Consider the following 25,884-nt stretch of genomic DNA (forward strand, 5'->3'; position numbering starts at 1 on the left):
AGTAGGGAAGTAAAAAAGTACCTCCTCCCTAATAAGGGAGGATTGAGGAGGGTGTATTAAGAGGAGGGTATAAAAGTCAACACAGCCATGAAAATCTATTATAATCCCAAGCTGAAGGAACTGGCGCGGCAGCTAAGGAATAACGCCACCAAGTCTGAAATCCGGCTGTGGCAGTACCTTAAGCGTGACCAGATGGGTTATGATTTTCATCGACAAAAGCCTATTGGCAACTATATAGCGGACTTCTTCTGTCATGAACTAATGCTTGTAATAGAAATTGATGGATATAGCCATAGCTTTGAGGAAGTAGCGACCAATGACCTGCGCAAGGAAGAAGCTTGTCAGAAGTTGGGACTAAAAGTACTTCGGTTTGATGATAGAGAAGTAATGAATAATATGAATGGCGTACTGAAAGCAATAGAAAATTATATTGCAGATTTTGAAGAGCGGAAATTGTAACTAAATACACCTCCCGCGCGGCGGCCGCCTCAGTCCCTCTTTGTTAGGAGGGAAGTAAAGGGACCTTCTTGTTTGGAGCTAAAAAAGGAAGGTGTAAAAGAGCCGAACAGACCGAACACATGAATTATATAAAAGCCTTTGCCCCCGCTACGGTAGCCAATGTAGCCTGCGGATTTGACATATTTGGCTTTGCCGTAGATGAACCCGGCGACATAGTAGAGGTACGTCGTCGCGATGAGCCGGGTATTGTTATTATGGATATAACGGGTGACGAAGGCCGGCTCCCCCGCGACGCCTCCCGCAACGCCGTTACGGTGGTTATGCAGCACCTGCTGAAGAAGCTGGACCGCCTGGACGTGGGCTGTGAGGTAACGCTGCACAAAAATATGCCCCTGGGTAGTGGCATGGGTTCCAGCGCGGCCAGTGCCGTGGCCGGGGTTTTTGCCATCAACGAGCTGCTGGGCCAGCCTTTTACGCGCCACCAACTCCTGCCCTTTGCCATTGAAGGCGAACGCATCGCCTGCGGCTCGGCGCATGCCGATAACGTAGGGCCCTCTTTACTGGGTGGTTTTGTGGTTATTCGAAGCTACCAGCCGCTGGATGTTTTCACCGTACCCGTACCCGATAGTCTGCACTGTACGCTGGTACATCCCGACATTGAGGTGAATACCAAAGACGCCCGTTATATCCTGCGCAACGAGGTATCGCTCAAGAATACAATCTCGCAGATGGGTAATGTGGCGGGCCTTATAACCGGATTGATGAAGGAAGACTTTGACCTGATAAGCCGCTCGCTCGTGGATGTGATCATTGAACCCGTGCGCGCTATTCTGATCCCTGAATTTAACGAAGTCAAGCAGGCCGCCCTGGACAATGACGCACTCGGGTGCAGTATTTCGGGAGCCGGACCGTCCATGTTTGCCCTGAGTAAAAGCCGTCTGGAAGCCGCGCGCATCGGGAAAGCCATGCAGGAAACCTTCGAACTGGCCGGAATCAGCAGTAAGCTGCACGTGTCAGGTATCAACAAAGAAGGTCCTAAACTGCTGGAAAAAAGGTAGGGACAAGTAGTGGGCAGCTACCGCGTTTTTCATCCTGCCCGGGGAGGTACCATTTACTCAACCGTGATCCGAAGAATGCCATCCGGATCATTGGTCAGTACATACAGGGCACCGTCCGGGCCGAATTTTATATCACGTATCCTTCCCATCCCTTTCAGAAGCAGCTCCTGATCTACTACTTTGTCAGTATCAATAGACAGTCGCCGGAGTTCCTGAAAAGCCAGTGCCCCTACCAGCAGATTGTTTCGCCAGGCCGGAAACAGCGGACTGGTGCAGAACTCCGCCGCCGATACAGCAATGGAAGGGGTCCAGTAGGTAACAGGCTGCTCCATCCCCTCCTGATGCGTTTTATCCGTAATTGTATCTCCGTTGTAGTCTATTCCGTACGTAATAACGGGCCATCCATAGTTGGCGCCTTTTTTCAGGATGTTCAACTCATCACCTCCTTTGGGACCGTGCTCGGTGATCCAGATATTCCCGGTTTCCGGATGCTGCGAAATTCCCTGTACGTTCCGGTTTCCAAGCGAGTACAGGGCCGCCAAAGCGCCTTTTTTATCCGCAAAAGGGTTGTCTTTGGGAATACTCCCGTCCGGATTGATCCGGAAAACCTTGCCCGTAGCCTTGCCCGGATCCTGTGAGTCCATGGCTTTTCCCATGTCCCCTATCGAGAAGAACAGGTACCCGTCTTTATCAAACAGAAACCGACAACCCCAGCGATTGCCGTTGACCACTTTGAGAGAGTCAGGTACCTCAAACAGGGTTTGTTCCTCCACCCACCGATTCTGCTTTACCTTTCCCCGAATGATCTTCGTTAAGGCCAGGGCATTTTTTGCCTGACTATCCCCGTTGCTCTGGCTTATGGCCAGGTACACCCAGCCTTTGGTCCGGTAGTCAGGGTCCAGTGCGATGTCCATCAGGCCAGCAGTGCTGGTACCCAGGTAGGCTACGGGTAGTCCGGATATGGGTTCAGCAACCAGTTCCCCCTTCACTAGCCACCGCAGGGTACCTCGCTTTTCGGTTACCAGGGCGCTGTCTTTACTGACAAATTCAATACCCCAGGGAGTTTTGAGATTCTCAGTTACTATTTTTTCGATTTTCAGCGTATAGGCAGAGGTAGTCTTACTAACAGGAGAAACCCCTGCCTGTTGCCCCGGCTGTGTTTGTTGGGAGGTACTTATAAAATCCGTAATGGCTTCGATCTGCCGGGAGGTCAGCGCCTTGTCCCAGGCAACCATCGTAGTACCGGGTACCCCTGCCCGGATGGCATGAGCAATAATCTCTTTGCCGGCCGTAGTTTTCCAGTCATTTTTTATCAGCGCCGGACCTGACGTTGTTCCGGCTAAACTGACGCCATGACAACCCGCACAATGCGTACTATACAGGCTTTTACCCTCCTGGGCATACCCAACGCCAAAGGTTACAAGCAAAAAAATGGCAGACAGCACATATTTCATATAGGTGAATTTTAACCGGATTTCTCTTTCTACTCCTGCCTATGGTATCAGAAGCTTCCTTAACTTTGCCTTTTTAACGTCAGTACGCTATAATCCGAACTTTCCTTTTCTTAAAAAAGTTATTAGTAATAAATCCCAATTGAAAGAAAATTATGGTAACGGTAACGGACAAAGCCAAAGAGAGAATTGAAACACTGCGCCGCGAAGAAGGCCGCACCGACGAAAACCACATCCGTGTGGGTGTAGAGGGCGGGGGCTGCTCGGGACTGATGTATAATCTGGAATTTGATACCAATACCCAACCTACGGATATGATCTTTGAAGATAAGGGGATTCGTATCGTAGTTGATAAAAAAAGCATTCTTTACCTGGCCGGTACAGTGCTGGATTTCAGCGACGGCCTGAACGGTAAAGGGTTTCAGTTTGTAAATCCCAACGCTTCCCGTACCTGCGGTTGCGGGGAAAGCTTCTCTGTATAAAGTTTTATTTTTTGATTAAGTGTAGTTTAAAGCGTCGCGAGCTTCCACGCGGCGCTTTTTTTGTTCCTTATCTTTCAAAACACCCGGGTACAAGTTCAATGCTTTAGGCATAAGTTTTTAACTTGCCGCTCCAATACCTGTTTTAATCCAAACTCACACGACCAATGAAACCTACTCTTTTGATATTAGCAGCCGGCATGGGCAGTCGCTACGGCGGCATCAAACAGCTCGATCAGTTTGGCCCCAATGGTGAAACTATCATAGATTATTCTCTTTTTGACGCTATCCGCGGCGGCTTTGGCAAAGTAGTCTTTATTGTCCGCGACGAAATTCGGGATGAAATGGAAGCTGTGTTTGCCCCCAGGCTGCGGGGAAAAATAGCGTACGACTTTGCCATTCAGGGCATCCAGTCTTATGTACCCGCAGAGTTGGGTCCCGTAGAGCGCACCAAGCCCTGGGGTACCGGCCACGCCATGCTGTGCGCCTGGGAACAAACTTCTACTCCCTTCGCGGTCATCAATGCCGATGACTTTTACGGTCGGGAGGCGTTTGCTACCATGGCGGAGTTCCTGCAGAACGACACCGATGATAACCAGCACGCCATGATTGGCTACGAGCTGAAGCGTACCTTGTCTGAGAATGGTACTGTGTCGCGCGGCGTATGTGTAGTGAACAGTAATGGTAACCTGTCGTCGGTAGTGGAGCGGACCAAAATATACCAGGACCTGGGCCGGATCTACTTTGAGGAAGATGACATACTTACCGAGCTACCCGCTGACACTCCCGTTTCCATGAATTTCTGGGGTTTCAAGCCTTCGGTATTCCCCCTTACCAAACAGCTTTTTGAAGCCTACGCCACGGCTAATTTAACTACGCCCAAGGCAGAGTTCTATATTCCTTATATTGTTACCAATATGATCTTCAATGATTTGGGCCAATGCCGGGTCTTCACCAGCCAGTCGGACTGGTTTGGCGTTACCTACCCCGAAGACAAACCCACCGTGCAGGCGGCCCTGAGCGAGTTGCACAGTTCGGGTAAGTACCCTCCTACCTTGTGGTAGACCGGAAGTACCTGCCAAGTACCTTTTTCTAAAATAGCCCGGTGGGGCCGGGCTATTTTAGGTTTAACTTTTAAGTAGTATACCCATGGTACCCGATAGCCGCCCCCGCACCTACTACACCCCTACCCCACTCCTTTTCAGCTTTCGGGAATGCCTGTGGTTTCTGGACCGGAACTACGACGACATCATGCACCGGATTCTGCCGGATGCGGTCATAAAACCCATCCGGATCGCCGGAAGACCCCTGCTGGTAAAAATTTCGGAAGGGCATCAGCAATTAGTTATTGAGGTACTGCGAGGTGAGGTTACCGAACCGGTAGCCCTGATTCACTACGTGCGTGAACTATTTGATCTGGACCTGGACCTAGCCCCATTTTATACCATTTTGAAAACAGACCCGGAGCTGGCTTTTATGGCAGAAGCGTATTTTGGGCTGCGGCTGATGGGTATTCCTGACCTGTTTGAAGCCCTGTGCTGGAGCATCATTGGTCAGCAAATCAATCTTTCATTTGCCTATTCTCTCAAGCGGCGGCTGGTCAAGACGCTGGGCCAGCCCCTCGACTGGGACGATACACGTTACTACCTGTTTCCTACCCCGGAGCAGGTGGCGGCCGTGGAGCCGGAAGTACTTCGGGCGCTTCAGTTCTCCGGCCGGAAAGCGGAGTACCTCATTACCGTAGCCCGTACCTTCGCTGCCGGCGAGATATCCAAAGAAAAACTCCTGGCTTTACCTTCGGCCGAAGCGATGATTCAGGAGCTGACCGCGCTGAAAGGCATTGGCGAGTGGACGGCCAACTACGCTTTAATGAAATCGCTAAAAGTACCTACCTGTATTCCCCACGGCGATGTTGGTCTATACAACGCGCTTCATGCCGTAAAAGGGTTGCCCAAACGCCCCGCCCGGGCGGAACTGGAGGCTATTTTCGGTAAATTTTGCGGTTGGCAGGCCTATCTTACTTTTTACTTATGGCGCACACTAAGTACCCCTTTGCTCCCTAAGCTACACCCCTGAGGCCTCTTTATCATTCCCGGAATACGCATTTTTTAGGTCAATAATGTTAGGTTGATAAGGTTAAAATTAGTTACTTACTAGCTTTAACCTGTAAGAACAGCCTATTGGTGAGTAGAGATTAATATCTTTTGAAACAATTCTCAGCTAGAACGTTTATTACTAACAGAACCACAAAGAATTTTCAGAATGGCATTCTTAGTTAGCTTATCCACCCTTTTTGGTGCACCCGAAATTAATTTTACCCAAATTGAAGGCCTTAGTAAAAGTGCTCCCGAAATAATAGTGTGGGCCGCGCCCGTCATGTTTTTCTTTGTACTGGTGGAATGGGGCATCTCTTACTACCAACACCGTGACCTGTATGATAAAAAGGAGACCGTAGGCTCCATCTTTGTCGGGCTGGGAAACGTAGCCATCGCCTTTGCCCTTAAATTTTTCCTGTTCACCGTTGTAGTCTGGTTTTATAACCAGGTACCCTGGCGTATGCATTTTGCCTGGTGGACCTTCATTCCCTGCTACGTACTGTTTGACCTGTGCAGCTACTGGGCACACCGCATTTCGCACGAGCAGCGGTTTTGGTGGGCTACGCACGTGGTACACCACAGCAGCGAAAACTACAACCTCACGGTATCGTTCCGGCTCAGCTGGGTACAGCACCTCAAGCTCATCTTCTTCCTGCCCATTGCGCTGATGGGCTTTCACCCCATTATTTTCTTTATAGTGAATCAAATTGCGGTCCTGTTCCAGTTCTGGGTACATACCGAGTACATCCGTAAGCTGCATCCGGCTATTGAGTACCTCCTGGCCACGCCTTCCAACCACCGGGTACACCACGGCTCGCAGGAGAAGTACATCAACAAGAACTACGGCGCTACTTTTATAATCTGGGACCGGATATTTGGTACGTATCAGGAAGAGGAAGAACAGGTCGTCTATGGGATCACGACCAGCCTTGAGCACAAGTCAAACCCAATCTACATTAACTTCCACGAGTACATGGATATCTGGGAGGATGTTAAAAGAGCCAAGGGATTCAGGATGAAACTTTTTTACCTGTTTGGTGACCCCATTGATATTGCCAAAACCAAAGAGGCCCTATACGGTAAGAAAAAACCACTTCCGGTCAGCCCTATTAATCAGGAGGAGGTAAAGCTGACGCGAAAGGCCTCATAGAAAAAGGGGAGCCGGTACCGGCTCCCCTTTTTCTATAAATACCCGGCTGTCATTACTTCTTCAGCAGGCCGTCCAGCATTTTTTCGGCCAGGAATTTATTTCCCGCCTCGGTCAGGTGTACCCGGTCGGTGGTCAATACGCCACGGTCTTTGTTGTCGGCGTTGTTGGCTGCCAGATGCTCCTGAAAATCTTTGCGCAGGTCCACCAGCGTGAGGTTGTGCTTTCGGGACAGGTCCCGGATCATACTGGCGTAGTAGTTCAGGTCGCCGTCCTGCTCGTTGGAATAGTCGGTTTTTTCGCCAATCACCGAAGGCGTACACAGAATTACCTTGATATTATTAGCCTGTAGCTTTTTAATAATGGCTTCGTAAAACTTTACGTACTTATCCGGGTCGGTGCCGGTGCCGTGGGTACGCTTGTGCCAGACGTCGTTGATGCCTACGTACACAAATACCACATCCGGATTTTTGGCCAGCACGTCTTCCTCCATCCGGAGGTACAGGTCATATATTTTATTACCACCAATACCCGCGCCAATCAGCTCGTACTGGTCGCCCATACCCCGTGACTGTAATATTTCTTTCATTTGGCTAATGTAGCCCTTAGTACCTACGCCCGCCTGGGTAATGGAGTCGCCAAAGAATATAACGCGGGTGGGTTTGGCCTGCTGCATCGCCAGCAGGGGTAGGGTCATAAACGAAATGCGTAGTAGTTTTAATAATGTCTGCATACGGGTTGAATTGAATTTTTATAAAATAAGGAAGTGTATCCCCAAAATTACCTTACCCTTCCTCAAACCAACGCCTGAACTGAGCCGCTTTTTCCTTACTGACGGTAATGGATTCGTCGGGAGCGGCCTTCGTGATGAGTTCCAGCTTGCCGGTGTAGTGGGTACGGTAGCCTTCCAGGGCTTCTTTTCGTACGGTATGCTGGCGGCTGGCCCGGAAGAAGTGCAGGGGGTCCAGTAGCTCGTCGAGTTCGTCGAGAGAAACGTAGTCGGTAATGAGCCGTTGCCCCTCCGACGTCACCAGCCAGATAATTTCATCCCGCACAAAAAACGCCACCCGCTCGGCCGGTACCGCTACTACGGTACGCTGGTGGTGGGCCAGGAAGCGGTGCTTGTAAGCTTTGGCCGGGCGGGTATCGAGCTGCTCGAGCAGCTGGCTCAGCTGGCTCGGAAAATGGTCGGTGTGGCCGGTACCGCGCCAGCGGTGGTACTTAGCAAAGGCCCGCTTGAGGTCTTCTTCGTGGACGGGCTTGAGCAGGTAGTCGATACTATTGAGCCGGAAGGCCCGGATGGCGTAGTCGTCGTAGGCGGTGGTGAAGATAATGGGGCAGTCGGTATTGACCTGTCGAAATATTTCAAAACTTACGCCATCGGACAGCTGGATGTCCGACAGAATCAGGTCGGGCGAACCGTGGCTGCTGAACCAGTTAATAGCCTCCTCCACGCTTTCAAGCGGGCCTTCCAGCCGGGCCTGGGGCTCAATGTCCCGGACGGCTTTGACCAGGGTACGGGCCACGAGTGGTTCATCTTCAATAATCAGGATTTGCATAGAGGAGGTAGGTACTTACTAACGTAGGGCCAAACAGTTAGCTGGTCCGAGGAAGTTGTCCGAGAATTATTCGTAATAAATAGTAAATTGAATAGTACCGAATCCAAAGTTGGGTGATGGCTATTGAAACCAACCTCCCCGGATTTCACTACTGGCTACAGCCACATGGGCAGTCGAAACACCAGCACTATGAGCCAGAAGTAGCTAATCTACAGCATAGCCGTAATTCCGGAATATAGCCTTTGCTTTTTCGGAATACAGAAACTCAAAGAAATCCCGGCTGGGTTGTCGCTTAAAAGAGTCTTCGTTGTGCCGGAGCAGCACCGCCGCCTGCACCAGAGGGCGGTAGGCCGCGCTATCTATTTTTATCCAGCGCCCCTTTCCTTTCATAGCAGGTGAAAGTACTATCGACAGGGCCGTAAAACCGGCCCCGGCGGCCCCGGAAGTAAGCTGCTGCGTCACCTGGGCAGTATTTTCAGCGTACAGCAACCTGTCTTTTACTTGTTCGTAGATACCTGCCTGCTGCATGGCCTGCACAGCCGCCTGACCGAAAGGAGCAGTAGCCGGATTGGCCAGGGCAATTTTAGAAACAGAGCTACCCAACAGGGTACTTAACGAGAGGTCGGTGGTGGTAGTTGAATCCAGCGTCCAGAGTACCAGGGTACCGCGGGCGTAGACCTGGGGCGGAGCGTCGCTGCCCCCGTTCCGGTGAATTTCGTAAGGGTACAAGGTATCGGCCGATACGAATATATCAATAGGAGCACCTTCGCGAATGCGGGTACTGAGTTGTCCCGACGAGCCAAACTGAATCTCTATTTCGGAATCGGACTGGCTTTCAAACGCGGCTTTCAGTTCCGGCATCACGTGCTGAAGGTTAGCCGCCGTAGCGACCACTACTTTTTCATTTGGTCCGCTACAACCTGCCAGGCCGGTCAGTACCAGTATTATGAATAGTAAAACTTTATGCATGAACCCTGGTGAAGACCTCGCCTACGGAGAGGTTTTAGTGCAGGGTAAAGGTAGTAAAGAGTTGAGAAATGTGCGAACGGCGGGCCTGAATTGTACAGAAGAAAGAAAATTCCGGCTGGTGGCCGTGGTAGTACCAGAAGCCGGATGAAGTACTACCTCTGTATCTTCATAGCGGTATATCCCTAAGGTACCTTAGGGGTTCTGCTTCATAATCCGGAAGGCGGCAACAAACCAAAGTACCATCCCAACGGCCATCAGGGTTTTGTTCTGGTCCTGGCTGATAAGGCCCGAAAATACCAGCATGGAAGGTACTATTGTCAGGCCCAGCCCGAGCGCACCGAGGATATAGGCAAGTGTTTTTGGGATTGTCATAGGTAGTTAGTTAGATTGTTAGGTAGTAGGCGGTCCGCCGCGCGGTTATTAGGCTGCAAGCTACAGACTTTGATCGTGTATATGGGCGAACTGCCATTCATTTCATTCCTGATGGCATGGTAGCTGTTGACACGGCTCCTAGCTAGAGCTAACAGCTAACGGCTAATAACTCATCAAGCTGCTTGTGGTACTTTCTCCGCCTGAAGAACCTTACTCATAGCCAGATACAGCCCGACGGCCACAAACCAGCCCGGCAGGCCCAGGAAGAATATCTCCAACCCAAAGAACCAGTTCAGCGCCAGGCAAAACGCCAGCGTCAGTACCCATGTGAGGCCGGCGGCCCAGTTGACGCGCAGGCCCCGTTCGCGGGCATACTCTTCGCTCAGGCCCAGCCGCGGCAACAGGTACACATCCGTAAATATGATAGCGCCCATGGGCATCAGCAGCAGCCCGTACAGCGCTACGAAGTCCAACAGGCGCATCACCAACGCCGGAAACATGGCCGCCGAGGTAGTAATAAGCCCCACCAGCAGGGTTATTTTCCAGGTTTTCCACTTGGGGTACCACGACTGCAGCGCCAGTCCCGCCCGGTAAATGGTAGGGTTGGCGGTAGTCCAGCCTGCTATGACCACACAAATAACACCGGCCAGTCCGGCGGCGTAGAAGGCCACGGGTCCGGGCGAGAACTCTAGCTTGTTGGCTGCCTGCTGCAGGAAAATGGCGTACAGGATACCCGACGCCCCCCAGGCAATGTAGTGCCCCAGGAACATACCCGCTCCCGAGGTAAAACCGGCCTTCCAGCTGCGGGCGTAGCGCAGTACCGACATGTCGGCCATACCGATGTGCATGGCCATGTTACAAAACCACGCAAAGAACATGACGTGCCAGAAGGTAAACTTCGACTGCCCCTCCAGCGGTACACCGGTCCAGATTTTATTATTGGCAGTGGCCCAGAAATCACCCAGGGAGGTAACACCTGCCTCGGGCAAAACCGCCACCGCTGCCGCTACAAACACCAGGAACAGCCAGGGCGCCGCCAGATTAGCTACATAAGATACCAGGTCGTATCCAAGCATGGCAATGACCGTAGTCACCAGCCCCACCACCAGTACGATACCTATCCAGAGGGCGCTGTTGGGCAGGACGTCCTGTAGGGTAGGCAGCGGCAGGTTGAAGGGAATACCCACCGCCGTGGCCGATACGGCTATCATAGAGCCCGCCAGGAAGCAGAACATCAGCGCGTTCACCAGGTTGTATACCTTGGTCAGGTTCGGACCGCAAATTTTTTCCAGCTTGTAGTAGAGCGTAATCCGCTCTTTGACCGCTATGGGTGCACACAAAAAAGCCCAACTCAGTACCGCCAGGATATTCCCCACCAGCAGGCCGAACACCAGGTCACTTGCCGTGACGCCGTGCGCCACAAACAGCGGCCCGATCACAAACTCGGTACCGGCGGTATGCTCACCGGCGTACAGGCCCAGAAAACTACGCCCGCTCCGCAACTTTCGCTCCGGTACGCGCTCTCGCTCATGTTCTTCTACGGCATTTAGTTTATCGGTAAACTGGGAAAGGTTCATGTACAGATGGCAGATTAGGGGTTAAGTAGTAGGTTTTCGGGCTCTATGTATAGAAAGGCCTCCGGTCACTATATTTCCTTTCAAAGTACCATCTCTTTTTAAAAATAACTTTCCTGTGGTGTCATGGAAAGTACCAAAACCGTCACCTCTGTTTTTGTCGCTTCCTTTGTTGATATTTGTTTGGGAAATTTTTATCCATTCCTTACTCCATTGGCTATGCGCACCATACTACTGCTTTTGCTCTCGAACCTGTTCATGACCACGGCCTGGTACTGGCACCTTAAGTTTCGGGAAACCGACCTCTGGAAGGTTATTCTGATCAGCTGGCTGATTGCTTTTCTGGAGTACTGCATAGCCGTACCGGCCAACCGCATCGGGTCGTACAGTTTCAATGCCTTTGAGCTGAAAACAATACAGGAAGTCGTGAGCCTGACGGTATTTGTAGGCTTCGCGGTGGTGTATCTGAAGGAGCCGGTGAAGTGGAACTATCTGGTGGGTTTTGTCCTCATGGTACTGGCGGTGTACTTCATTTTTAAAAAATGGTAAAGCAATCGCTCCCCGTACGGCCAGGTACAGCCTCAGCCACTCGGTAAGAAAATAAATGTGTGTAAAGTGTGCAGGAAAATCAGTAACAGCTATAAATCCGGTTATGGAAAAATTACCGGGCGTAGTACTCGTTTTGGAGCTTAATGTACAGCTCGTGCAGGTCAGAGGCGATGCGGGAGCATTCTTCGGGCGACAGTTGCACCCCGTTCTTTTGGACGGCGGCCAGTTTCTGGTTACGGTTTGGGTACTGGACGTAGCCCATCAACCGGATTCGGATGGAAAGCCACAGGGGCAACAGAGTTTCGGAGAAATTCTCCTCGTCCAATTCAACCAGGTACCGATCCTTGTGCAGCAGGCGTGACCTGATATCGCCTTTCCCCACTATCAGCCCATTGATGATAGCGTACAGCTTTTCGTAAATTTCACACGAAGACGTTGAGTTCATCTTGAATTATCACAGTTATTGGTAGGGTGGATTTTTTTACAAATCTACCAGCAATATCTGTAATAAATTCTAAAATGGCAAGATTTTTGTAACTATTAAATCCTTTATTTTGTAACCCGAAGTTGAACAGGGTAATACATAGGCTATTACGCTTGCCCTCAGGCAAGTACCTTCAACAGAAAAATAAAAACAGGGATTGTATTCAGCTGTGTATAATCAGTAAAGGGGATATTCAGGAGACTCCTGAATTGCCTTTTGGTATTCTCTCAGGCAGGAGCTAAGTACGTATAATTTTTTGGTTGCATGTTCGCCCACCTGTACCTCTACGAGCGACACAACTTTATCCCGCTTCAGGACAAGTACTTTTGTTCCTTTTTTTATCAGGACAATAATACCGTCCCGCAGTCCTTTTTCTATTTCGTACTGCTTTATCTGGCTATTCAGCAATGGAAATTCATTGTCGTAGGAGGCCAGTACGGCTCCTCTGAATACGCCGAAGGTATTGTCAAAAACCTTTTGACCATTGCTTGTAAACGAGGTTTGCGAGGCGACACTAGCCGATTCGCGGTTTTGTCTGACACCCAGGTACGCCAGGGTAAGCAGGAAAATGGTACTGAGCAGCAGAGTCAGCTCTACCTTAGCTGCCCTGGCGGGAAGTATTTTTTTATTCATAACTCTTTCTTGATGGGATATATGTTAACTGCCTTCTGAACGTATGTGTATACTTGTTAGAAGTTCCGCTAAGGAACCACCCTGTTACAACTACCTGCAGCGAATTATGTTACCGATAAATTATAATTTAATAGCTAAAAAATAGCGTACCTATCCGGGGATTCTCAATTTCAACAGAAACTGGTAGTTCTGTAAACATTCTAAAGTGTAACTACAAAGATAGGTACTCTCCCATGGAACGCAAAATAGCACAGGAATACCCGTTGCACCTCTAAAGGAATAGAGGAAAGGTACTAACAATCAAATTGTAAAAATCAATGAAGGATAGAGGGCAAATAGGGCTTAGGAGCGGACTGGGAGGGTAGTTTTGTATCGGGTTCTGTCTTTTCTAATTCAGCGCTGACTTCGAAGAACAAGTTGGCAATTTTCATCGCTAATTCATAGCACTCTAGCTCAGAAAGCTGACTTATAGTTAAAATAATCTGGTTTTTCAGGACTACCTGCTTGGCCGCGTACGGGTCCTTCAGTCGGCTGGCATCCATCAAAATGCCTTTCCATTTGGGTTTAAGGGCGCTGGAAAGGTAATCTGGTTCGATAATCTGGAAGTAGGCTACGTGTTTCAGGAGTGCTTTCTGTAAATCGGAATAGTGGGCCGCCAGTCCGTTTAAGAACTTTTCCAACTCTATCAGTACGTAAATATTCGACTTTTCCATAGAACATTCGGTCAGCTACTGAATGAAACAAAACTGTATGATGCTATGCAAATTTCAAGCCAGTCTGGTACTTGCCGGAACGGCTACCTACCCCTGGCAGGGGTAAGCTACAAGTACCTAACAAACTATGAAAGATAAAGTTAGGGGCACCTCATTTCTAATCTACCTATTTAGTAAACGGTAAAGCTTTCTTCTCGGGGAGTTAACCGTACTACCGTACCAGTACCTTCTTTACTACTACCCCCCGGGCGTTGCTGATGCGTACCAGATAAAGCCCCGGCGCCCAGTTACGCGTTTCCAGGACCAGTTCCTGGCCTGCCCCGGCCTGGGACGGCCGGGGCAGCATGGGTACACCCTGCACGTTCAGTACTTGTATTTCGGCCTCGCTGTCGGAATGAATGTAAATAAAGTTATCGGTAGGATTGGGAAAGACCGAAATGTCCCGGACTGGGATAGGTTCAGTGGCGGTGATAGTAGCCGGCAGGATATTCGTCAGCAGGCGCAGCCCGCCCGCATTGGTACCCACGGCCACATCGGGTTTGCCGTCGCCGGTATAGTCGGCCAGGGTTGGTTGCAGGTAAGTACCCAGGTTAGGTTGGTTCACCCGCCCCGTTACCGGGTTTTCAACCAGCAGGCTGTCGCGCTGGCTCCATTTCCCCCATTCTCCGGTATGAAAAATTTTCATGGTACCACTCTGGTCGGTGGTAAGCAGGTCGGGCTGGCCGTCCAGGTTAATATCATCGACTGCCACACTTACAAACTGCCCGCGGTAGTTAAAGGATACTCCGGCCAGTTCGTCGGTCTGGAGCTGGTAAGTGGGTTGCCGGGCCGTACCGGTATTGAGGTAGTAAGCTATGTTCCCCTGCGCCTTTCCCACCACCAGGTCCAGGTCGCCGTCGCGGTCGGTATCGTAGAAGTAGGGCGAGTCGCCAGCCTGTACTCCGGCGGGAAGTACCAGGGTTACGGCTTCGGCGGCATTCAGGCCTACAGCGCTTCCGCGGGCGGCGCGGTTTGGAATATACCGAACCTCCAGACCTTTGAAGGAATTACCGGCCAAGCCCAAATCCGGTACACCATCGCCATTGAAGTCGGCCCAGAGCGGACGCAGGTTGGTAAGCTGCAGGGTTTCCGAAAGCGACAGGTAGTCTTCGGAAGCTACTTCGTAACGGGGTTCGCGGGAGGTACCTACATTGCGCAACAGCCACATACTGGCCCGGAAGCCGTTGGCTTTTCGTACTCCACCGGTACCTACCACCATATCCAGGTCACCGTCCCCATCTACGTCAAAAAAAGACGGGGCGGCGTTTTCGCCCACATCGAGCATCTGGTCCTGCAGGAAGTTTTTCCGGCGCAGCACAAAGTCAGGATTTTGGTTGGTTCCGCTATTATGATAGTACCAGCCCGACGACCGGAAGTCCATCAGGTTGCCTTCGTTGGCGTATACATTGGGCGCCGCCAGCAGGTCTTTTACGCCGTCGAAATCCACGTCTTCCAGGTACAGCGCCGGAAATATTGCAAAATCGATAGGATCTTTCGCGGGGAAAACAGACTTGAAACTGGTGTAGTTGGCCACCCGGTTGCTCCCGGTGTTGGTGAGCTGCATGATATTGGAACAGGTCACGTGCCCCAGCAGCATATCCTTTTTTCCGTCACCGTTCAGGTCAAGGAGCAGGAGGGCATCGCCCGAGTGCATGACCCGGGCGGTGGGGTCGGTGCGGCTACCCAGATTCTCGGTGGCTCCGCAATCAACTCCCAGACTAAAGTCATTGCAGTGGTCCTTTGTAAAGTTGCCCCAGCACTGCCCATTTCTTACAAACTCAAGGCTATCGGGTACGCCGTACTTTTCCATGCTCATATTCTGGTGCATTTCGGCGTAGTGGCCCAACATTTCGAAGGTAACGATGTCCAGGTCGCCGTCGTCATCCACATCGACGAGGGCCGGAATGTCCGTAGCCGAAACCAGCAGATTGATCCGGCTGGAAAAGCCGCGGGAATAGAGGAGCGGCCGGGAGAGTTTCCAGGTCCAGGCGGTACCGCTGCGCTCCTGCCGGTACACCTGCACCCCCTGGGGAGTGTGGGTAAAAAGGTCTTTGGTACCGTCGCGGTCGTAGTCGGCCAGCAGCATCCAGTTCTGAATGGCCGGGAAGCGTGCTTCGTAGGCTGGTGCGTGGCGGTAGGTTTTGGCAACGGGGTCGGCCAGGTAGGTACTTACTTTATTATTGGTACGGTCAAATACCACCAGATCTTCCACACCGTCCCCATTCAGGTGCATGGTCGAGAACTGACCGGCGTTCAGTCCGCCCGCCCAGGGGTTCAGCAGGGGCTTGCCCTGGTAGCTGACCGGCGTCAGGGTATCGGTCCGGAACCAGCCCGTCTGGGCCAGGAGCGGGGCAGCGGTTAGAAGAAGTATGAATAGATACAGGAGAGGTATTCTCATCGTTGAAGAATATTCATGTATTTTTGGACCTACGAATAAAAGCAACGAATGGATGACTTGCTTCTATTAAGAAACGAAAAATACGCCTATTTGGTCTTAGATCCTAATTCAATATCATGTCAACCCTTACTGCCGAACTCTACGATATTTACCTGAGCCACCCCGTTGTATCTACCGATACCCGCAAGATCACACCCGGCTGCCTGTTTTTTGCCCTAAAAGGTGAAAACTTCGACGGAAACCTTTTCGCCGCCGCTGCCCTGGAAAAGGGCGCCGCCTACGCGGTAGTAGACAGCACGGAGGTAGTACAGAACGAGCGGTACCTGCTCGTTGAGGATGTGTTATTGGCCCTGCAGGACCTGGCCCGGCACCACCGCCGTAAGTTCGGCTTTCCGGTAGTGGGCCTGACCGGCTCTAACGGTAAAACCACCACTAAAGAACTGATTGCGGCCGTACTTTCCAGGAAGTACCGGACCTACGCTACGCGCGGGAATCTTAACAACCACATTGGGGTACCTCTCACGCTTCTGGCCATTGACCCCAAGCACTATGAGATGGCGGTCGTGGAAATGGGGGCCAATCACCAGCAGGAAATCGTCCTGCTCAGCAGTATTGCGGAGCCTTCGCACGGCCTTATCACGAATGTAGGCAAGGCCCATCTGGAAGGCTTCGGCGGTATAGAAGGGGTAAAAAAGGGCAAGGGTGAGCTCTACGATTTCCTGTCCAAAAAGAAGCGGGTGGTGTTTGTAAATACCCAGAATGATGTGCTGATGGAGATGGTCAGTAAGCGGCGCTCCTTCCGGGAGATCGTTTTTTATCGGTCTGAAAGTACCCCTGTAAACCCCGCCCTATTGGAAGATAGTCCGCGGGTGGTGTACCGGGGCAACAACGGGCAGACTGTCACTTCGCACCTGCCGGGCAGCTATAATTTTGATAATATATGCGCGGCGCTGGCCATCGGGAAGTACTTCGGAGTAGAGGAAGCGGACGCCCATCAGGCCGTAGCCGACTACCAGCCCGACAACAACCGTTCGCAGGTCTTTCAGAAAGGTACCAACACCATACTACTGGACGCCTACAATGCCAATCCTTCGTCCATGGCGGCGGCCATTCAAAACTTTATCCAGCTCAAGGCCAAACGCAAGATGGTGCTCCTGGGTGATATGCTGGAACTGGGCGACGAAACCGAAGCGGAACACCTGGCGCTGGGGCAGCTGGTGGCGGAGGGGAATTTTGACGTGGTGATACTGGCCGGGAAGCTCATGGCGCACGCCCTGCCGCCCCTGCCGAAGGCCTACTACTTCCCGGACAAGTTTTCGCTCCATAACTGGATCATGGACAACCCGCAGCAGGATACGCACATCCTCATCAAGGGCTCGCGCGGCATGGGGCTGGAAAGCGTGGTGCAGTTTATATGAGAGGAGGGGCTAGGGGAGTTGAAGTACTTTTACAGATTTATTTTTAACTCTCCCTGGGAGGCTCCCGCCAGTTTTCAACTGGTGGGATATACTCTGTAAGTCTTTGACTTGTATGCCCAGCGGTAACTACCCTACTACTACCGTTCTGGAAGTTAGGGGTTAAGCAGAAGGGTTGATACGCCAGTCACAGACTTGATTCATAGCCTGAAGCCACCAGTTGCAAACTGGCGGCAGCGGGGGGAGGCGTAGGTTTACTCTACCTTCTCCTGACTAAGTACGTATTCTAATTGTCTTTTATTAGTCGGCAAATGCTCCACAGCTATTTCCCAAAGTACTTGTGGATCAATAGTATGGTACTCATGTACTGCAAAGTTCCTGAGGCTATACATTTGTCGCCAGGGTACATCAGGATATTTATCTTTAATTGATTTAGGTACTTTATTAGCTGCTTCCCCGATTATTTCGTAGTTGCGGGTTACAGCATCAATGAGCATATCATTCTTAATGAATGCTGACGAATCAGAAACGGTATGTATATATCGTATGATTTTATCAATGGACTCAATCATATCTGATACAAAGGTCAATGAGTCCCTTACTTCCATATATACTTAACCTGTTGAAGAATAGTCTCCCGCCATGATTTCCGCAGCGAACGTTCCGTAACCAGGTCCACCTTTTTATTTAGTACTGATTCAAGCAATTCCTTTAAATCAAAAAACTTCCACCCGACGCTCCTTTCAAAGTCTACCAGGACATCCACATCCGAATCTTCATGATAGTTCCCCCTCGCGAATGAGCCAAAGTACCCAATCTTTGACACCGCGTACTCTTCCATGAGCCTGGGTTTCAGAGCCCGGATTCTGGCTTCTATTTCGTCGGGAGTTAGCATTGTATTATGCGTTTGTATGTCAAATATATCTACTAATCAGTCCATAACAAAATAATTGCTACCGCCCGCACACCATGTAATCTTCCCACTTCCAGAATCCAGATCAGGTAGTATATAACCCTCTCATAGCTCAAATTTAATAAACTCTTCCAGCACTTTCCCGACCCGTTTTTCCTCCGCAACCTGGACCCGCTTTCAACAGTATGATTTTGAATAATTATTTCTCTAACTTAACCGCCGCACAGTCCCGAATCTCTTCACACTCTAACCTTTCCGCTCTCATGAAAAAAGAAATTACCCGGCTAGACCCCGGTTCCGTTGCGCTTATGTACGGCGCGCTGCTGGCTTTCCTCGGCTTTATTTTTGTCCTGATAATTCTGGTTTTTGGGTATCTGGCTTCTATGATTCGCGGAGGTTCGTCGGGCGATGTTACTAGTATGTGGCTCTACGGGGGAGGTATTGCGATGATTATATTCATGCCGCTCCTGTACGGAATAATTGGCGTTGTGATCGGGTACCTGTTCGCCTTCGTGTATAACCTGCTGGCACCCCGCATCGGAGGGATCAAGGTGTATATCAAAGACGAACAACTTTCTAATTAAGCCGGTAATATCGGCGCTGAATGGCTGTGAACCAGGCGTATTTTCAAGAGCTTCTACGTGCTGTTTTAGGTACCTACAGAGCAGTGCATTAAATTGTAAAGTCTGCTTTTTTGTGTCAGTCCGAGCGCAGCGGCCGCCGCTGCGGTCGAGGACGAGAGGGGCTTCGACTTCGCTCAGCCTGACAATAGTTTACAGACTAATTCATCTATCGATAAGTGGTATATCAGACAAAAGCGCAACCGATCTGTTTGCGCTTTTTATTGTAAAGGTAGATACAGAGTAAATTAGCAGAATTTAGTACAAGTACTGGTTCAAAGCCCAAAGGTACTCGCCACCAAAAGGGCTCTTTACTGTTCTACCAGGTACTTCATCAGTTCAGTGGGGCAGAGTTGGAAAGCCTTCGCCAGTTTCTCAAAATTACTAAGGGTAGGTGAGGTTTTATCTTGTTCCCAATCCATATAAGTACTTTGGGAAACGCCTGCCTGGTCGGCTATTTCACGGGTGGAGGCTTTGTGCTGGTACCGCAGTTGGCGCAGTCTGCTTCCTATTTGCATGGCTGGTGTAGTCTTAGAGGGTAGGTAAGCTCTTACTGGGTCAAGTATATCCACCTCCTACTAAAATACCAAACCTTTATCTTCATTATTTATTCAACGGTCACTTTTCTAAAATTAATAGGCTTTATCCTACAAATTGACAGGATTTACCGTTCATCTCGTATTGTTTTAGTCTTTATCTTGCCTATCGGTTATCAATAGGTTTCCGGGGAGAAAAGTCCGCTCTTTTAACTACAATCAATTCTAATTCTTTAAGAATATACCCTTAGCCAGAATGAACCGTATCTTTCGTTGCTCTATTTTTTTCTTTTTCCTAAGTACTTGTCTCTGTACTCTTTCTCTGCAAGCCCAGGATACTACTGCCCTGGCTCCCCGGTGGGAAATAGGGATCAATGTATTGCCCATTATCAGAAAACAGGAAACCCGAAATCCAACTATTTTGGTACGGTGGCGGATGAATGAGCATTCAGCACTAAGGGTTCAGATAGGAACCAATATTTCGTTTGAAGGCTCGGGCGCTCCCATAGATAATCATTACGCTATTTACCCGGGCTATGAATTTGTAAAGTACTTCTCCCCAAAATCAAGCTTACATTATGGGATGGATCTGCAGTATGAGAGAGATAGAATTAGACTTTACATATTAGATACCCGAAATCTAACAGCAATGACAATGCAGGAATTTAGGACGTACAGGCATATGCTGGGAGCGGGACTATTCCTAGGGTATCGTTATATGTTCCTTAAGAACTTGTCTTTTTACATTGAGACAGGCTTCAATTACCAGAATCCTGTTTATAGGACATATAATGTAACCGGACTTATTTCTGTTGGGGGAGTTACAGGAGGCACTGTACAAATTACAAGCTTTGACTATTCCCGAACTAATCGCATAGCCTTTACTCCCTTACAAAAGCTAAACTTAATTTTTCACTTTTAAATTTTATCCTTATGAAAATTATGTCCGCATGAAACCAGGATTTTATTACTTATTGCCTTTGCTGTTCCTATTCCTAAAGCCAGCAACCAGTAAAGGTCAGCTATGCCAGGAAGTGAAGCTACATGACGATCAACAGCGAAACTTATTGATGGAGTACATACAAGAATCTTACCGGGAACGGTATTTTCATGGAGATAAAGGAGTAGTTCACTTAACAAAGTCTAAGGACTCTATGGGGAAAGAGAACTGGTATTTAGAGGCAGTCATTGATGATCGTTACCGTGATCGTCCTCCCACGCAATGGGCCTCCTTCAATGGTAAAGTTATTCTTATATATAATAGCGATCATCATTTGCCAGGGCCATTGACTGATAGCCTGAAAACGGAATTGATCAATTGCTTACAGGAGGTCATTCAGGACAGGCTTTACATTCGTCCTCCCAAGCAGGATAGATGGTACGATGTAGAGGAGAAACCCGGAGTGCCTATTCGTCATGCCAAAACGGGTAAACCACTTAGGAGCAAGGATGTCAGGATTCAGGGTGGAAATGCTAAAAATGATAAAATAATTACATTCTATCCTGATGGTACTTATAAAGTATTGATACCCGTATAAAACCTCATTTTATCCATATATGAAACCTATCATAAAATTAGCCTTCTTGTCCCTACTGCTGTGCCTCGGGTGTGAAAAGGATAGCCTGATGGATGCGGGCGGGCCAATTTCACGCTACCTGAGGGGTCATTGGGAGCTGGAGAAAATAGTAACCCCTACCCGAACACTCACCGGCTCGCAGATAGGCTACCGGGAAATTGTTGAGACAGGTAATGATGGTACTAAAGACTATGACAAAGTATACCGAAACGATACGCTAATAGCCACCTATGACTGGACCCGCGTACCTGGACCCACCGGCAGCGCAGCCAAGATGGAGATAACCATCAACTACTGGCCTGACATCAAGCGTTTCCACAAGATTATGATGGAGCCGGGGCTGGTCCGGTTGGAAACCTCCGGCTACGTCCCCGAAATCGGGGGAGCGCAGGACACGGTACGTTACTTCTATAGACGATTGGAATAGTACCTATGAAAAAGATCTTAGTCTACCCATTGGTAGTTTGCCTAAGTTTACTGATTGCCGTAGATGCCCTAGCCCAGGCCGATAGTACCGGCGTATCTAAACTGCCTGTACCCAACCGGCGCGCTAAGGCCATCTACGTGGAAGCGCTAGGAAGCAGTGGGTTTTTCTACTCGCTCAACTACGACATGCGTTTCAAAAAAGGGTTAGATGGCCTAGGGTTCCGTATTGGTATAACACGCCCCGATCCTTCAGGAATCACCATGACCTATTCGGGGCCTATCCTCATCAACTACGTTACGTCGGCACGTAGAATAGCATTTGAAGCCGGAGCCGGTGTGATAGTAGCTCATCGACGGTATGAGTATGAGGACCATGTTAGTATTCTACACAAGTATCGCCGTACCACTATTAATGACGGAGTGGCCAATGTAGGGATTCGGGTGCAGCCCTTCCGTACCGGAATCATCTGGCGCCTATATTGGGCTCCTACCTGGATTTTTGGAGAGCCTAACTCCTTTTTTCCTCAATGGCTAGGTACCTCGCTGGGCATTGGGTTCCGGTAGATTTATTCCCTTATTTTTTATTGAACGAGCAGCTTCACCAGGCTGCTCGTTTCATTTAGTGGGTATAGACAAAATATCTGTTCAAGTCATTACTATCCTACTGTTTTTCTATGTAAAATATTCCTGGGCTTGCTTTTAACATAGAAAATGCCTCCTTCCTCAATTTGCTCGGATTTACCGTTCAAATTGCCCGGATTCTCCGTTCGCTGCGTATTTGTTTTGCTCTTACCTTGCAGTACGTCATAATAGCTAAGCTAACTCATCTATCATGACGATTTATCAGTATAAACTAAAACATAGTACCTAAATAAAAAAGACTTTTCTCAGTGGGAGCAACAATTCGAAGGCTTCAAATCTATGAATCAAGCGTATAAACAGTTGGATAAAGAGGATTTTGAAAAAGTTAAAAATGCTAAAGATATACTCACCAAGAAAGAAGATTCCGGTGGCGTATTCTATGAAAAGGCTGTTGTTGATAACCTTTTGGCTTCACTTCTTAATCATTAAGGTATTGTACAGATTGGAGATACTATTTACAAAGTAAATGACATAGAAGTTCGAAAAACGCATTATAAATTTGCTAATGAGTTAGATAATATAGCATCTGGCCATGTAGAAGTCAGGAAGGTTGAAAACATAGCAATCAATTTCAAAGATAACAGAGCAAGGACACTTGATGTGGATGAATATGATAGGTCTCAAGCCTATGTTTATGATGGAGTAGACCATCGATTTAGCTTTAATTACTGGGCTAAAAGATATTATCTTCAAAATTATTGGTCCACTGGCTATAACATTGCTCATCAACGCCGCAACTGGTGGGGGTGGGGATCAAGTAACGCTTTTAACTGGAGTGGCGACTATAAATGGAAAATAACTAGAGTAGCCACAAATACTGTCGAAGTAGATGTTCAGGCTAATGCATTCCCTCTATATGAAGGAGATCAGTATCAACCTTATAGATATTCTCAAACACCAGATGACACTCAAACAAGGCATATTTATACAACAAGAATTTACTGGAATGCCTATGGACGTAATGGTGGAACTTATCAACGTAATGGATTTATTGACACAACTATTTAATCCAAGCATCTGATGTTGACTGCTCTAACTCGTAGTCTACTGTTGGTATTTGTAATGGTGTGGTGGGGTGGTACTGTGGTACAGGCTCAGGATGCGTACTACACGCCATCACCCCCCAAACCGAAGCCTGATTCCAGCCTTATTTACGGCCGAATAAAAAGCCACTACTACATCCGGGCAGAAGCCAGTACCTTCCGGGTTCGCTCCCGCATAGCGGGCGATGAGTTTTACTCGGTAGCTCCCTTCGGGCTAAACGTCAAGGGGGGCCTTATAGCCGGTTTTAGTTTTAGGGATAAGTGGGAAATAGAGACAGGGCTGAAAAAGCTGGGAATCTATACTTCTATAGAGTTTGACCAACACAAATCCTTTGGAGCAGCTCCGGGCTCTTTAGACGGGCTCGGGCTGCGCATAAACTATTGGCATATTCCTGTGACCGGAAAAGTGGTGGTATGGCGACCTTCCAGAAAGATAAACGCATTGGGCACTTTGGGAATGGGATACAGTTGGCAAGGAAACGACGGTATCTCATTTGCCGGACCTGTGGCCATGCAGGTAGGTATTGGCCTGCCCGATGGCTCCATGCTATCCTATACTACTAGGAGCAATTACACAAAGAAGCCAAGTTTTGTAACGGGTGAGGTAGGTCTGGAGCTGAATTGGTTCTTCGGCAGAAAACTTGGGCTTACCGTGGCCGCGAAGCGGTTCTTTGGCCCCGCTACGGTACTCCAGCTGGAAAGCCAGCTCGTAGAAGATACCCAGGGTACCACCTATAAAGTACTTTCCCAGACCGGAGCCAACGGTACCAGTTTGATAGCGGGCCTTAGGTATCGCTTGTATTAAATTTTTAAATTGATGCTAAAAGTACCTTCAGAGAATTATTAAAATGCTCCTGATGGATAGTTGCCCGAGGCTCCCGCCAGTTTTCAACTGGTGGGCTATCTTATGTAAGTCTTTGACTTGTAGGCCCAGCGGTAGCTACCCTACTACTACCGTTCTGGAAGTTAGGGGTTAAGCAGAAGGGTTGATGCGCCAGTCACAGACTTGAGTCATAGCCTGAAGCCACCAGTTGCAAACTGGCGGCAGCGGGGCCAGACCCGGCTGGGGAGTTGCTTTTTTAGCATAGACAAATTATCTCCCAAACAGGTACCCAACCCTACTATATTTCTAAGGATTTCTACCGGCTGTCATACTTTTAGACATAATATCTATTTTTGTAAGCCAAACCCCAATATTCATCTACAAAACTTCCAAAAACGGGTTTAAGTACTTAAATTTGTGCTTTGATTTGACTAAAAACCAAACCTGTATAGAACATGTCGACTTCAACCCAAACGTACATTCCGTACAAAGTAAAAGACATTACACTGGCCGACTGGGGCCGGAAAGAAATTACCCTGGCGGAGGCCGAAATGCCCGGTCTGATGGCTATCCGGGAGGAGTACGGCCCTCAACAGCCGCTGAAAGGTGCGCGGGTAGCGGGTTGTCTGCACATGACGATTCAGACGGCGGTATTGATTGAAACACTTACTGCTTTGGGTGCCGAAGTTACCTGGTCATCCTGTAATATTTTCTCTACGCAGGACCATGCCGCGGCCGCTATCGCCGCCGCCGGTATCCCCGTGTACGCCTGGAAAGGCATGAACGAAGAGGAGTTTAACTGGTGCATTGAGCAGACGCTGTTCTTCGGCGAAGAGCGCCAGCCCCTGAACATGATCCTGGACGACGGTGGTGACCTGACCAACATGGTATTTGACGTATACCCCGAACTGATTGCGGGCATCAAAGGTCTTTCGGAAGAAACTACTACCGGTGTACACCGCCTGTACGAGCGCCAGAAGAAAGGTACCCTGCACCTGCCGGCCATTAACGTAAACGACTCGGTAACCAAGTCGAAGTTTGACAACAAGTACGGCTGCCGCGAGTCACTGGTTGACTCGATTCGCCGGGCTACTGACCTGATGCTCGCCGGTAAAGTGGCCGTAGTAGCGGGCTATGGTGACGTAGGAAAAGGTTCGGCCGAGTCATTGCGGGGCGCGGGCTGCCGCGTACTGGTGACTGAAATTGACCCTATCTGTGCGCTACAAGCCGCTATGGACGGCTTTGAAGTAATACCCATGGACGAAGCCGCTGAGCGGGCTAACATATTCGTAACGGCTACCGGTAACCTCCGCATTATTTCTGAGCGTCACTTCCGGAAAATGCGCGATAAGGCCGTAGTTTGTAACATCGGCCACTTTGACAACGAGATTGACATGGCCTGGTTGAACAAATCCTACGGTCATACCAAGTCGCAGATTAAGCCGCAGGTAGATATGTACAATATCGAAGGTAAAGATATTATTGTACTGGCCGAAGGCCGTCTGGTGAACCTGGGCTGTGCTATGGGTCACCCGTCGTTCGTGATGTCCTGCTCGTTCTCTAACCAGACGCTGGCGCAAATCGAACTGTGGACCAATTCGCAGAGCTACGAGAATAAGGTATATGTACTACCTAAGGTACTTGATGAGAAAGTAGCCGCCCTGCACCTGGCGCACGTGGGTGCCCGGTTGGAAACCCTCGAATCGGACCAGGCGGAGTACATCGGTGTTACGGCACAGGGTCCTTTCAAACCGGATACCTACCGTTATTAATAGTTTGCAAACAGTAGTTTAGTAAAGCCGCTCCGACTTATCGTTGGAGCGGCTTTACTTTTGGGAGCGTGGCAGAGGCAAAGCTGGTCCTACCCGGCCCGGGGGTATTTGCATAATTCACACAGCCTCATGAATGA

30 protein-coding genes are annotated in these 25,884 nt (G+C 49.4%); 17 read left to right on the top strand and 13 right to left on the bottom strand.

Going from position 1 to position 25,884, the window contains the following annotated elements; genetic code table 11:
• The first annotated feature begins 87 nt into the window (after positions 1-87).
• Both VGN67_RS08985 and VGN67_RS08990 read left to right on the top strand, forming a co-directional pair.
• Positions 88-459 carry an endonuclease domain-containing protein gene (locus VGN67_RS08985; protein ID WP_327486472.1) on the top strand — a complete coding sequence of 124 codons (372 nt, stop codon included), beginning with the start codon at positions 88-90 and terminating at the stop codon, positions 457-459.
• 119 nt (positions 460-578) lie between these two features.
• Positions 579-1,517 (top strand): homoserine kinase, encoded by a 939-nt coding sequence (locus VGN67_RS08990; RefSeq protein WP_327486473.1) that lies wholly within the window; start codon positions 579-581, stop codon positions 1,515-1,517.
• A gap of 53 nt (positions 1,518-1,570) precedes the next feature.
• Here VGN67_RS08990 and VGN67_RS08995 read toward each other — a convergent pair whose 3' ends face one another.
• A complete protein-coding gene (locus VGN67_RS08995) occupies positions 1,571-2,971 on the bottom strand; it encodes a PQQ-dependent sugar dehydrogenase (RefSeq protein WP_327486474.1) in 1,401 nt (466 codons plus the stop codon).
• A 152-nt stretch (positions 2,972-3,123) separates the two neighbouring features.
• Here VGN67_RS08995 and VGN67_RS09000 point away from each other — a divergent pair, with 152 nt between their 5' ends.
• The 4 genes from VGN67_RS09000 (at position 3,124) to VGN67_RS09015 (ending at position 6,693) form a co-directional block, all read left to right on the top strand.
• On the top strand, positions 3,124-3,450 hold the full coding sequence (locus tag VGN67_RS09000) for an iron-sulfur cluster assembly accessory protein (protein WP_327486475.1): 327 nt from the start codon (positions 3,124-3,126) through the stop codon (positions 3,448-3,450).
• Positions 3,451-3,614: 164 nt separating this feature from the next.
• Positions 3,615-4,511 (top strand): nucleotidyltransferase, encoded by an 897-nt coding sequence (locus tag VGN67_RS09005; RefSeq protein WP_327486476.1) that lies wholly within the window; start codon positions 3,615-3,617, stop codon positions 4,509-4,511.
• 85 nt (positions 4,512-4,596) lie between these two features.
• Positions 4,597-5,523 carry a DNA-3-methyladenine glycosylase gene (locus VGN67_RS09010; protein WP_327486477.1) on the top strand — a complete coding sequence of 309 codons (927 nt, stop codon included), beginning with the start codon at positions 4,597-4,599 and terminating at the stop codon, positions 5,521-5,523.
• Positions 5,524-5,709: 186 nt separating this feature from the next.
• Positions 5,710-6,693 carry a sterol desaturase family protein gene (locus VGN67_RS09015; protein WP_327486478.1) on the top strand — a complete coding sequence of 328 codons (984 nt, stop codon included), beginning with the start codon at positions 5,710-5,712 and terminating at the stop codon, positions 6,691-6,693.
• A 52-nt stretch (positions 6,694-6,745) separates the two neighbouring features.
• On the opposite strand, the gene VGN67_RS09020 is transcribed toward VGN67_RS09015, so the two are convergent.
• The 3 genes from VGN67_RS09020 to modA form a co-directional block, all read right to left on the bottom strand.
• Entirely contained in the window at positions 6,746-7,423 is a 678-nt protein-coding gene (locus tag VGN67_RS09020) for an SGNH/GDSL hydrolase family protein (protein ID WP_327486479.1), read from the bottom strand.
• 52 nt (positions 7,424-7,475) lie between these two features.
• Complete coding sequence (locus VGN67_RS09025) at positions 7,476-8,249, bottom strand: LytTR family DNA-binding domain-containing protein (RefSeq protein ID WP_327486480.1); 774 nt, start codon at positions 8,247-8,249, stop codon at positions 7,476-7,478.
• Between the two features lie 204 nt (positions 8,250-8,453).
• A complete protein-coding gene (gene modA / locus VGN67_RS09030; RefSeq protein WP_327486481.1) occupies positions 8,454-9,218 on the bottom strand; it encodes a molybdate ABC transporter substrate-binding protein in 765 nt (254 codons plus the stop codon).
• Here modA and VGN67_RS09035 point away from each other — a divergent pair.
• Positions 9,217-9,366, top strand: a complete 150-nt coding sequence (locus tag VGN67_RS09035; RefSeq protein ID WP_327486482.1) for a hypothetical protein — start codon at positions 9,217-9,219, stop codon at positions 9,364-9,366. The two genes, modA and VGN67_RS09035, sit on opposite strands and share 2 nt — an antisense overlap.
• 44 nt (positions 9,367-9,410) lie before the next feature.
• On the opposite strand, the gene VGN67_RS09040 is transcribed toward VGN67_RS09035, so the two are convergent.
• Positions 9,411-9,590: a hypothetical protein gene (locus tag VGN67_RS09040; protein ID WP_327486483.1), complete on the bottom strand. Its 180-nt coding sequence runs from the start codon at positions 9,588-9,590 to the stop codon at positions 9,411-9,413.
• A gap of 173 nt (positions 9,591-9,763) precedes the next feature.
• Positions 9,764-11,167: a hypothetical protein gene (locus tag VGN67_RS09045; protein WP_327486484.1), complete on the bottom strand. Its 1,404-nt coding sequence runs from the start codon at positions 11,165-11,167 to the stop codon at positions 9,764-9,766.
• 216 nt (positions 11,168-11,383) lie between these two features.
• Here VGN67_RS09045 and VGN67_RS09050 point away from each other — a divergent pair, with 216 nt between their 5' ends.
• Positions 11,384-11,713 carry a DMT family protein gene (locus VGN67_RS09050; RefSeq protein WP_327486614.1) on the top strand — a complete coding sequence of 110 codons (330 nt, stop codon included), beginning with the start codon at positions 11,384-11,386 and terminating at the stop codon, positions 11,711-11,713.
• Between the two features lie 112 nt (positions 11,714-11,825).
• Here VGN67_RS09050 and VGN67_RS09055 read toward each other — a convergent pair whose 3' ends face one another.
• The 4 genes from VGN67_RS09055 to VGN67_RS09070 form a co-directional block, all read right to left on the bottom strand.
• A complete protein-coding gene (locus VGN67_RS09055) occupies positions 11,826-12,158 on the bottom strand; it encodes a hypothetical protein (protein WP_327486485.1) in 333 nt (110 codons plus the stop codon).
• Positions 12,159-12,374: 216 nt separating this feature from the next.
• Entirely contained in the window at positions 12,375-12,830 is a 456-nt protein-coding gene (locus tag VGN67_RS09060; protein WP_327486486.1) for a hypothetical protein, read from the bottom strand.
• A 314-nt stretch (positions 12,831-13,144) separates the two neighbouring features.
• A complete protein-coding gene (locus VGN67_RS09065) occupies positions 13,145-13,543 on the bottom strand; it encodes a hypothetical protein (RefSeq protein ID WP_327486487.1) in 399 nt (132 codons plus the stop codon).
• Positions 13,544-13,754: 211 nt separating this feature from the next.
• Positions 13,755-15,980 carry an FG-GAP-like repeat-containing protein gene (locus VGN67_RS09070; protein ID WP_327486488.1) on the bottom strand — a complete coding sequence of 742 codons (2,226 nt, stop codon included), beginning with the start codon at positions 15,978-15,980 and terminating at the stop codon, positions 13,755-13,757.
• Between the two features lie 116 nt (positions 15,981-16,096).
• On the opposite strand from VGN67_RS09070, the gene VGN67_RS09075 reads away from it, so the two are divergent.
• Complete coding sequence (locus tag VGN67_RS09075) at positions 16,097-17,398, top strand: UDP-N-acetylmuramoyl-tripeptide--D-alanyl-D-alanine ligase (RefSeq protein ID WP_327486489.1); 1,302 nt, start codon at positions 16,097-16,099, stop codon at positions 17,396-17,398.
• 251 nt (positions 17,399-17,649) lie between these two features.
• On the opposite strand, the gene VGN67_RS09080 is transcribed toward VGN67_RS09075, so the two are convergent.
• Together VGN67_RS09080 and VGN67_RS09085 are read right to left on the bottom strand one after the other, a co-directional pair.
• The gene (locus VGN67_RS09080) at positions 17,650-18,003 is read right to left on the bottom strand and encodes a DUF86 domain-containing protein (protein ID WP_327486490.1); all 354 of its coding nucleotides are present in this window, start codon (positions 18,001-18,003) and stop codon (positions 17,650-17,652) included.
• On the bottom strand, positions 17,994-18,290 hold the full coding sequence (locus tag VGN67_RS09085; RefSeq protein WP_327486491.1) for a nucleotidyltransferase family protein: 297 nt from the start codon (positions 18,288-18,290) through the stop codon (positions 17,994-17,996). The genes VGN67_RS09080 and VGN67_RS09085 overlap by 10 nt, the downstream gene beginning before the upstream one ends.
• Before the next feature lie 281 nt (positions 18,291-18,571).
• Between VGN67_RS09085 and VGN67_RS09090 the strand changes: the two genes are divergently transcribed.
• Positions 18,572-18,892 (top strand): hypothetical protein, encoded by a 321-nt coding sequence (locus VGN67_RS09090; protein ID WP_327486492.1) that lies wholly within the window; start codon positions 18,572-18,574, stop codon positions 18,890-18,892.
• A 347-nt stretch (positions 18,893-19,239) separates the two neighbouring features.
• On the opposite strand, the gene VGN67_RS09095 is transcribed toward VGN67_RS09090, so the two are convergent.
• A complete protein-coding gene (locus VGN67_RS09095; protein ID WP_327486493.1) occupies positions 19,240-19,446 on the bottom strand; it encodes a helix-turn-helix transcriptional regulator in 207 nt (68 codons plus the stop codon).
• A gap of 968 nt (positions 19,447-20,414) precedes the next feature.
• Here VGN67_RS09095 and VGN67_RS09100 point away from each other — a divergent pair.
• The 7 genes from VGN67_RS09100 (at position 20,415) to ahcY (ending at position 25,747) form a co-directional block, all read left to right on the top strand.
• Positions 20,415-21,002 carry a hypothetical protein gene (locus tag VGN67_RS09100; protein WP_327486494.1) on the top strand — a complete coding sequence of 196 codons (588 nt, stop codon included), beginning with the start codon at positions 20,415-20,417 and terminating at the stop codon, positions 21,000-21,002.
• Between the two features lie 19 nt (positions 21,003-21,021).
• Positions 21,022-21,468 carry a hypothetical protein gene (locus tag VGN67_RS09105; protein WP_327486495.1) on the top strand — a complete coding sequence of 149 codons (447 nt, stop codon included), beginning with the start codon at positions 21,022-21,024 and terminating at the stop codon, positions 21,466-21,468.
• 5 nt (positions 21,469-21,473) lie between these two features.
• Positions 21,474-22,031: a hypothetical protein gene (locus tag VGN67_RS09110; protein ID WP_327486496.1), complete on the top strand. Its 558-nt coding sequence runs from the start codon at positions 21,474-21,476 to the stop codon at positions 22,029-22,031.
• Between the two features lie 357 nt (positions 22,032-22,388).
• Positions 22,389-22,538, top strand: coding sequence for a hypothetical protein (locus VGN67_RS09115; protein WP_327486497.1), 150 nt, complete (start codon positions 22,389-22,391; stop codon positions 22,536-22,538).
• Positions 22,539-22,709: 171 nt separating this feature from the next.
• A complete protein-coding gene (locus VGN67_RS09120) occupies positions 22,710-23,117 on the top strand; it encodes a hypothetical protein (RefSeq protein ID WP_327486498.1) in 408 nt (135 codons plus the stop codon).
• 12 nt (positions 23,118-23,129) lie between these two features.
• Entirely contained in the window at positions 23,130-23,957 is an 828-nt protein-coding gene (locus tag VGN67_RS09125) for a hypothetical protein (RefSeq protein ID WP_327486499.1), read from the top strand.
• Between the two features lie 473 nt (positions 23,958-24,430).
• On the top strand, positions 24,431-25,747 hold the full coding sequence (gene ahcY, locus VGN67_RS09130; protein WP_327486501.1) for an adenosylhomocysteinase: 1,317 nt from the start codon (positions 24,431-24,433) through the stop codon (positions 25,745-25,747).
• The last annotated feature ends 137 nt before the right edge of the window (positions 25,748-25,884 follow it).

The sequence above is a fragment of the Telluribacter sp. genome, assembly GCF_035998675.1.
Classification (GTDB): Bacteria; Bacteroidota; Bacteroidia; order Cytophagales; family Spirosomataceae; genus Telluribacter.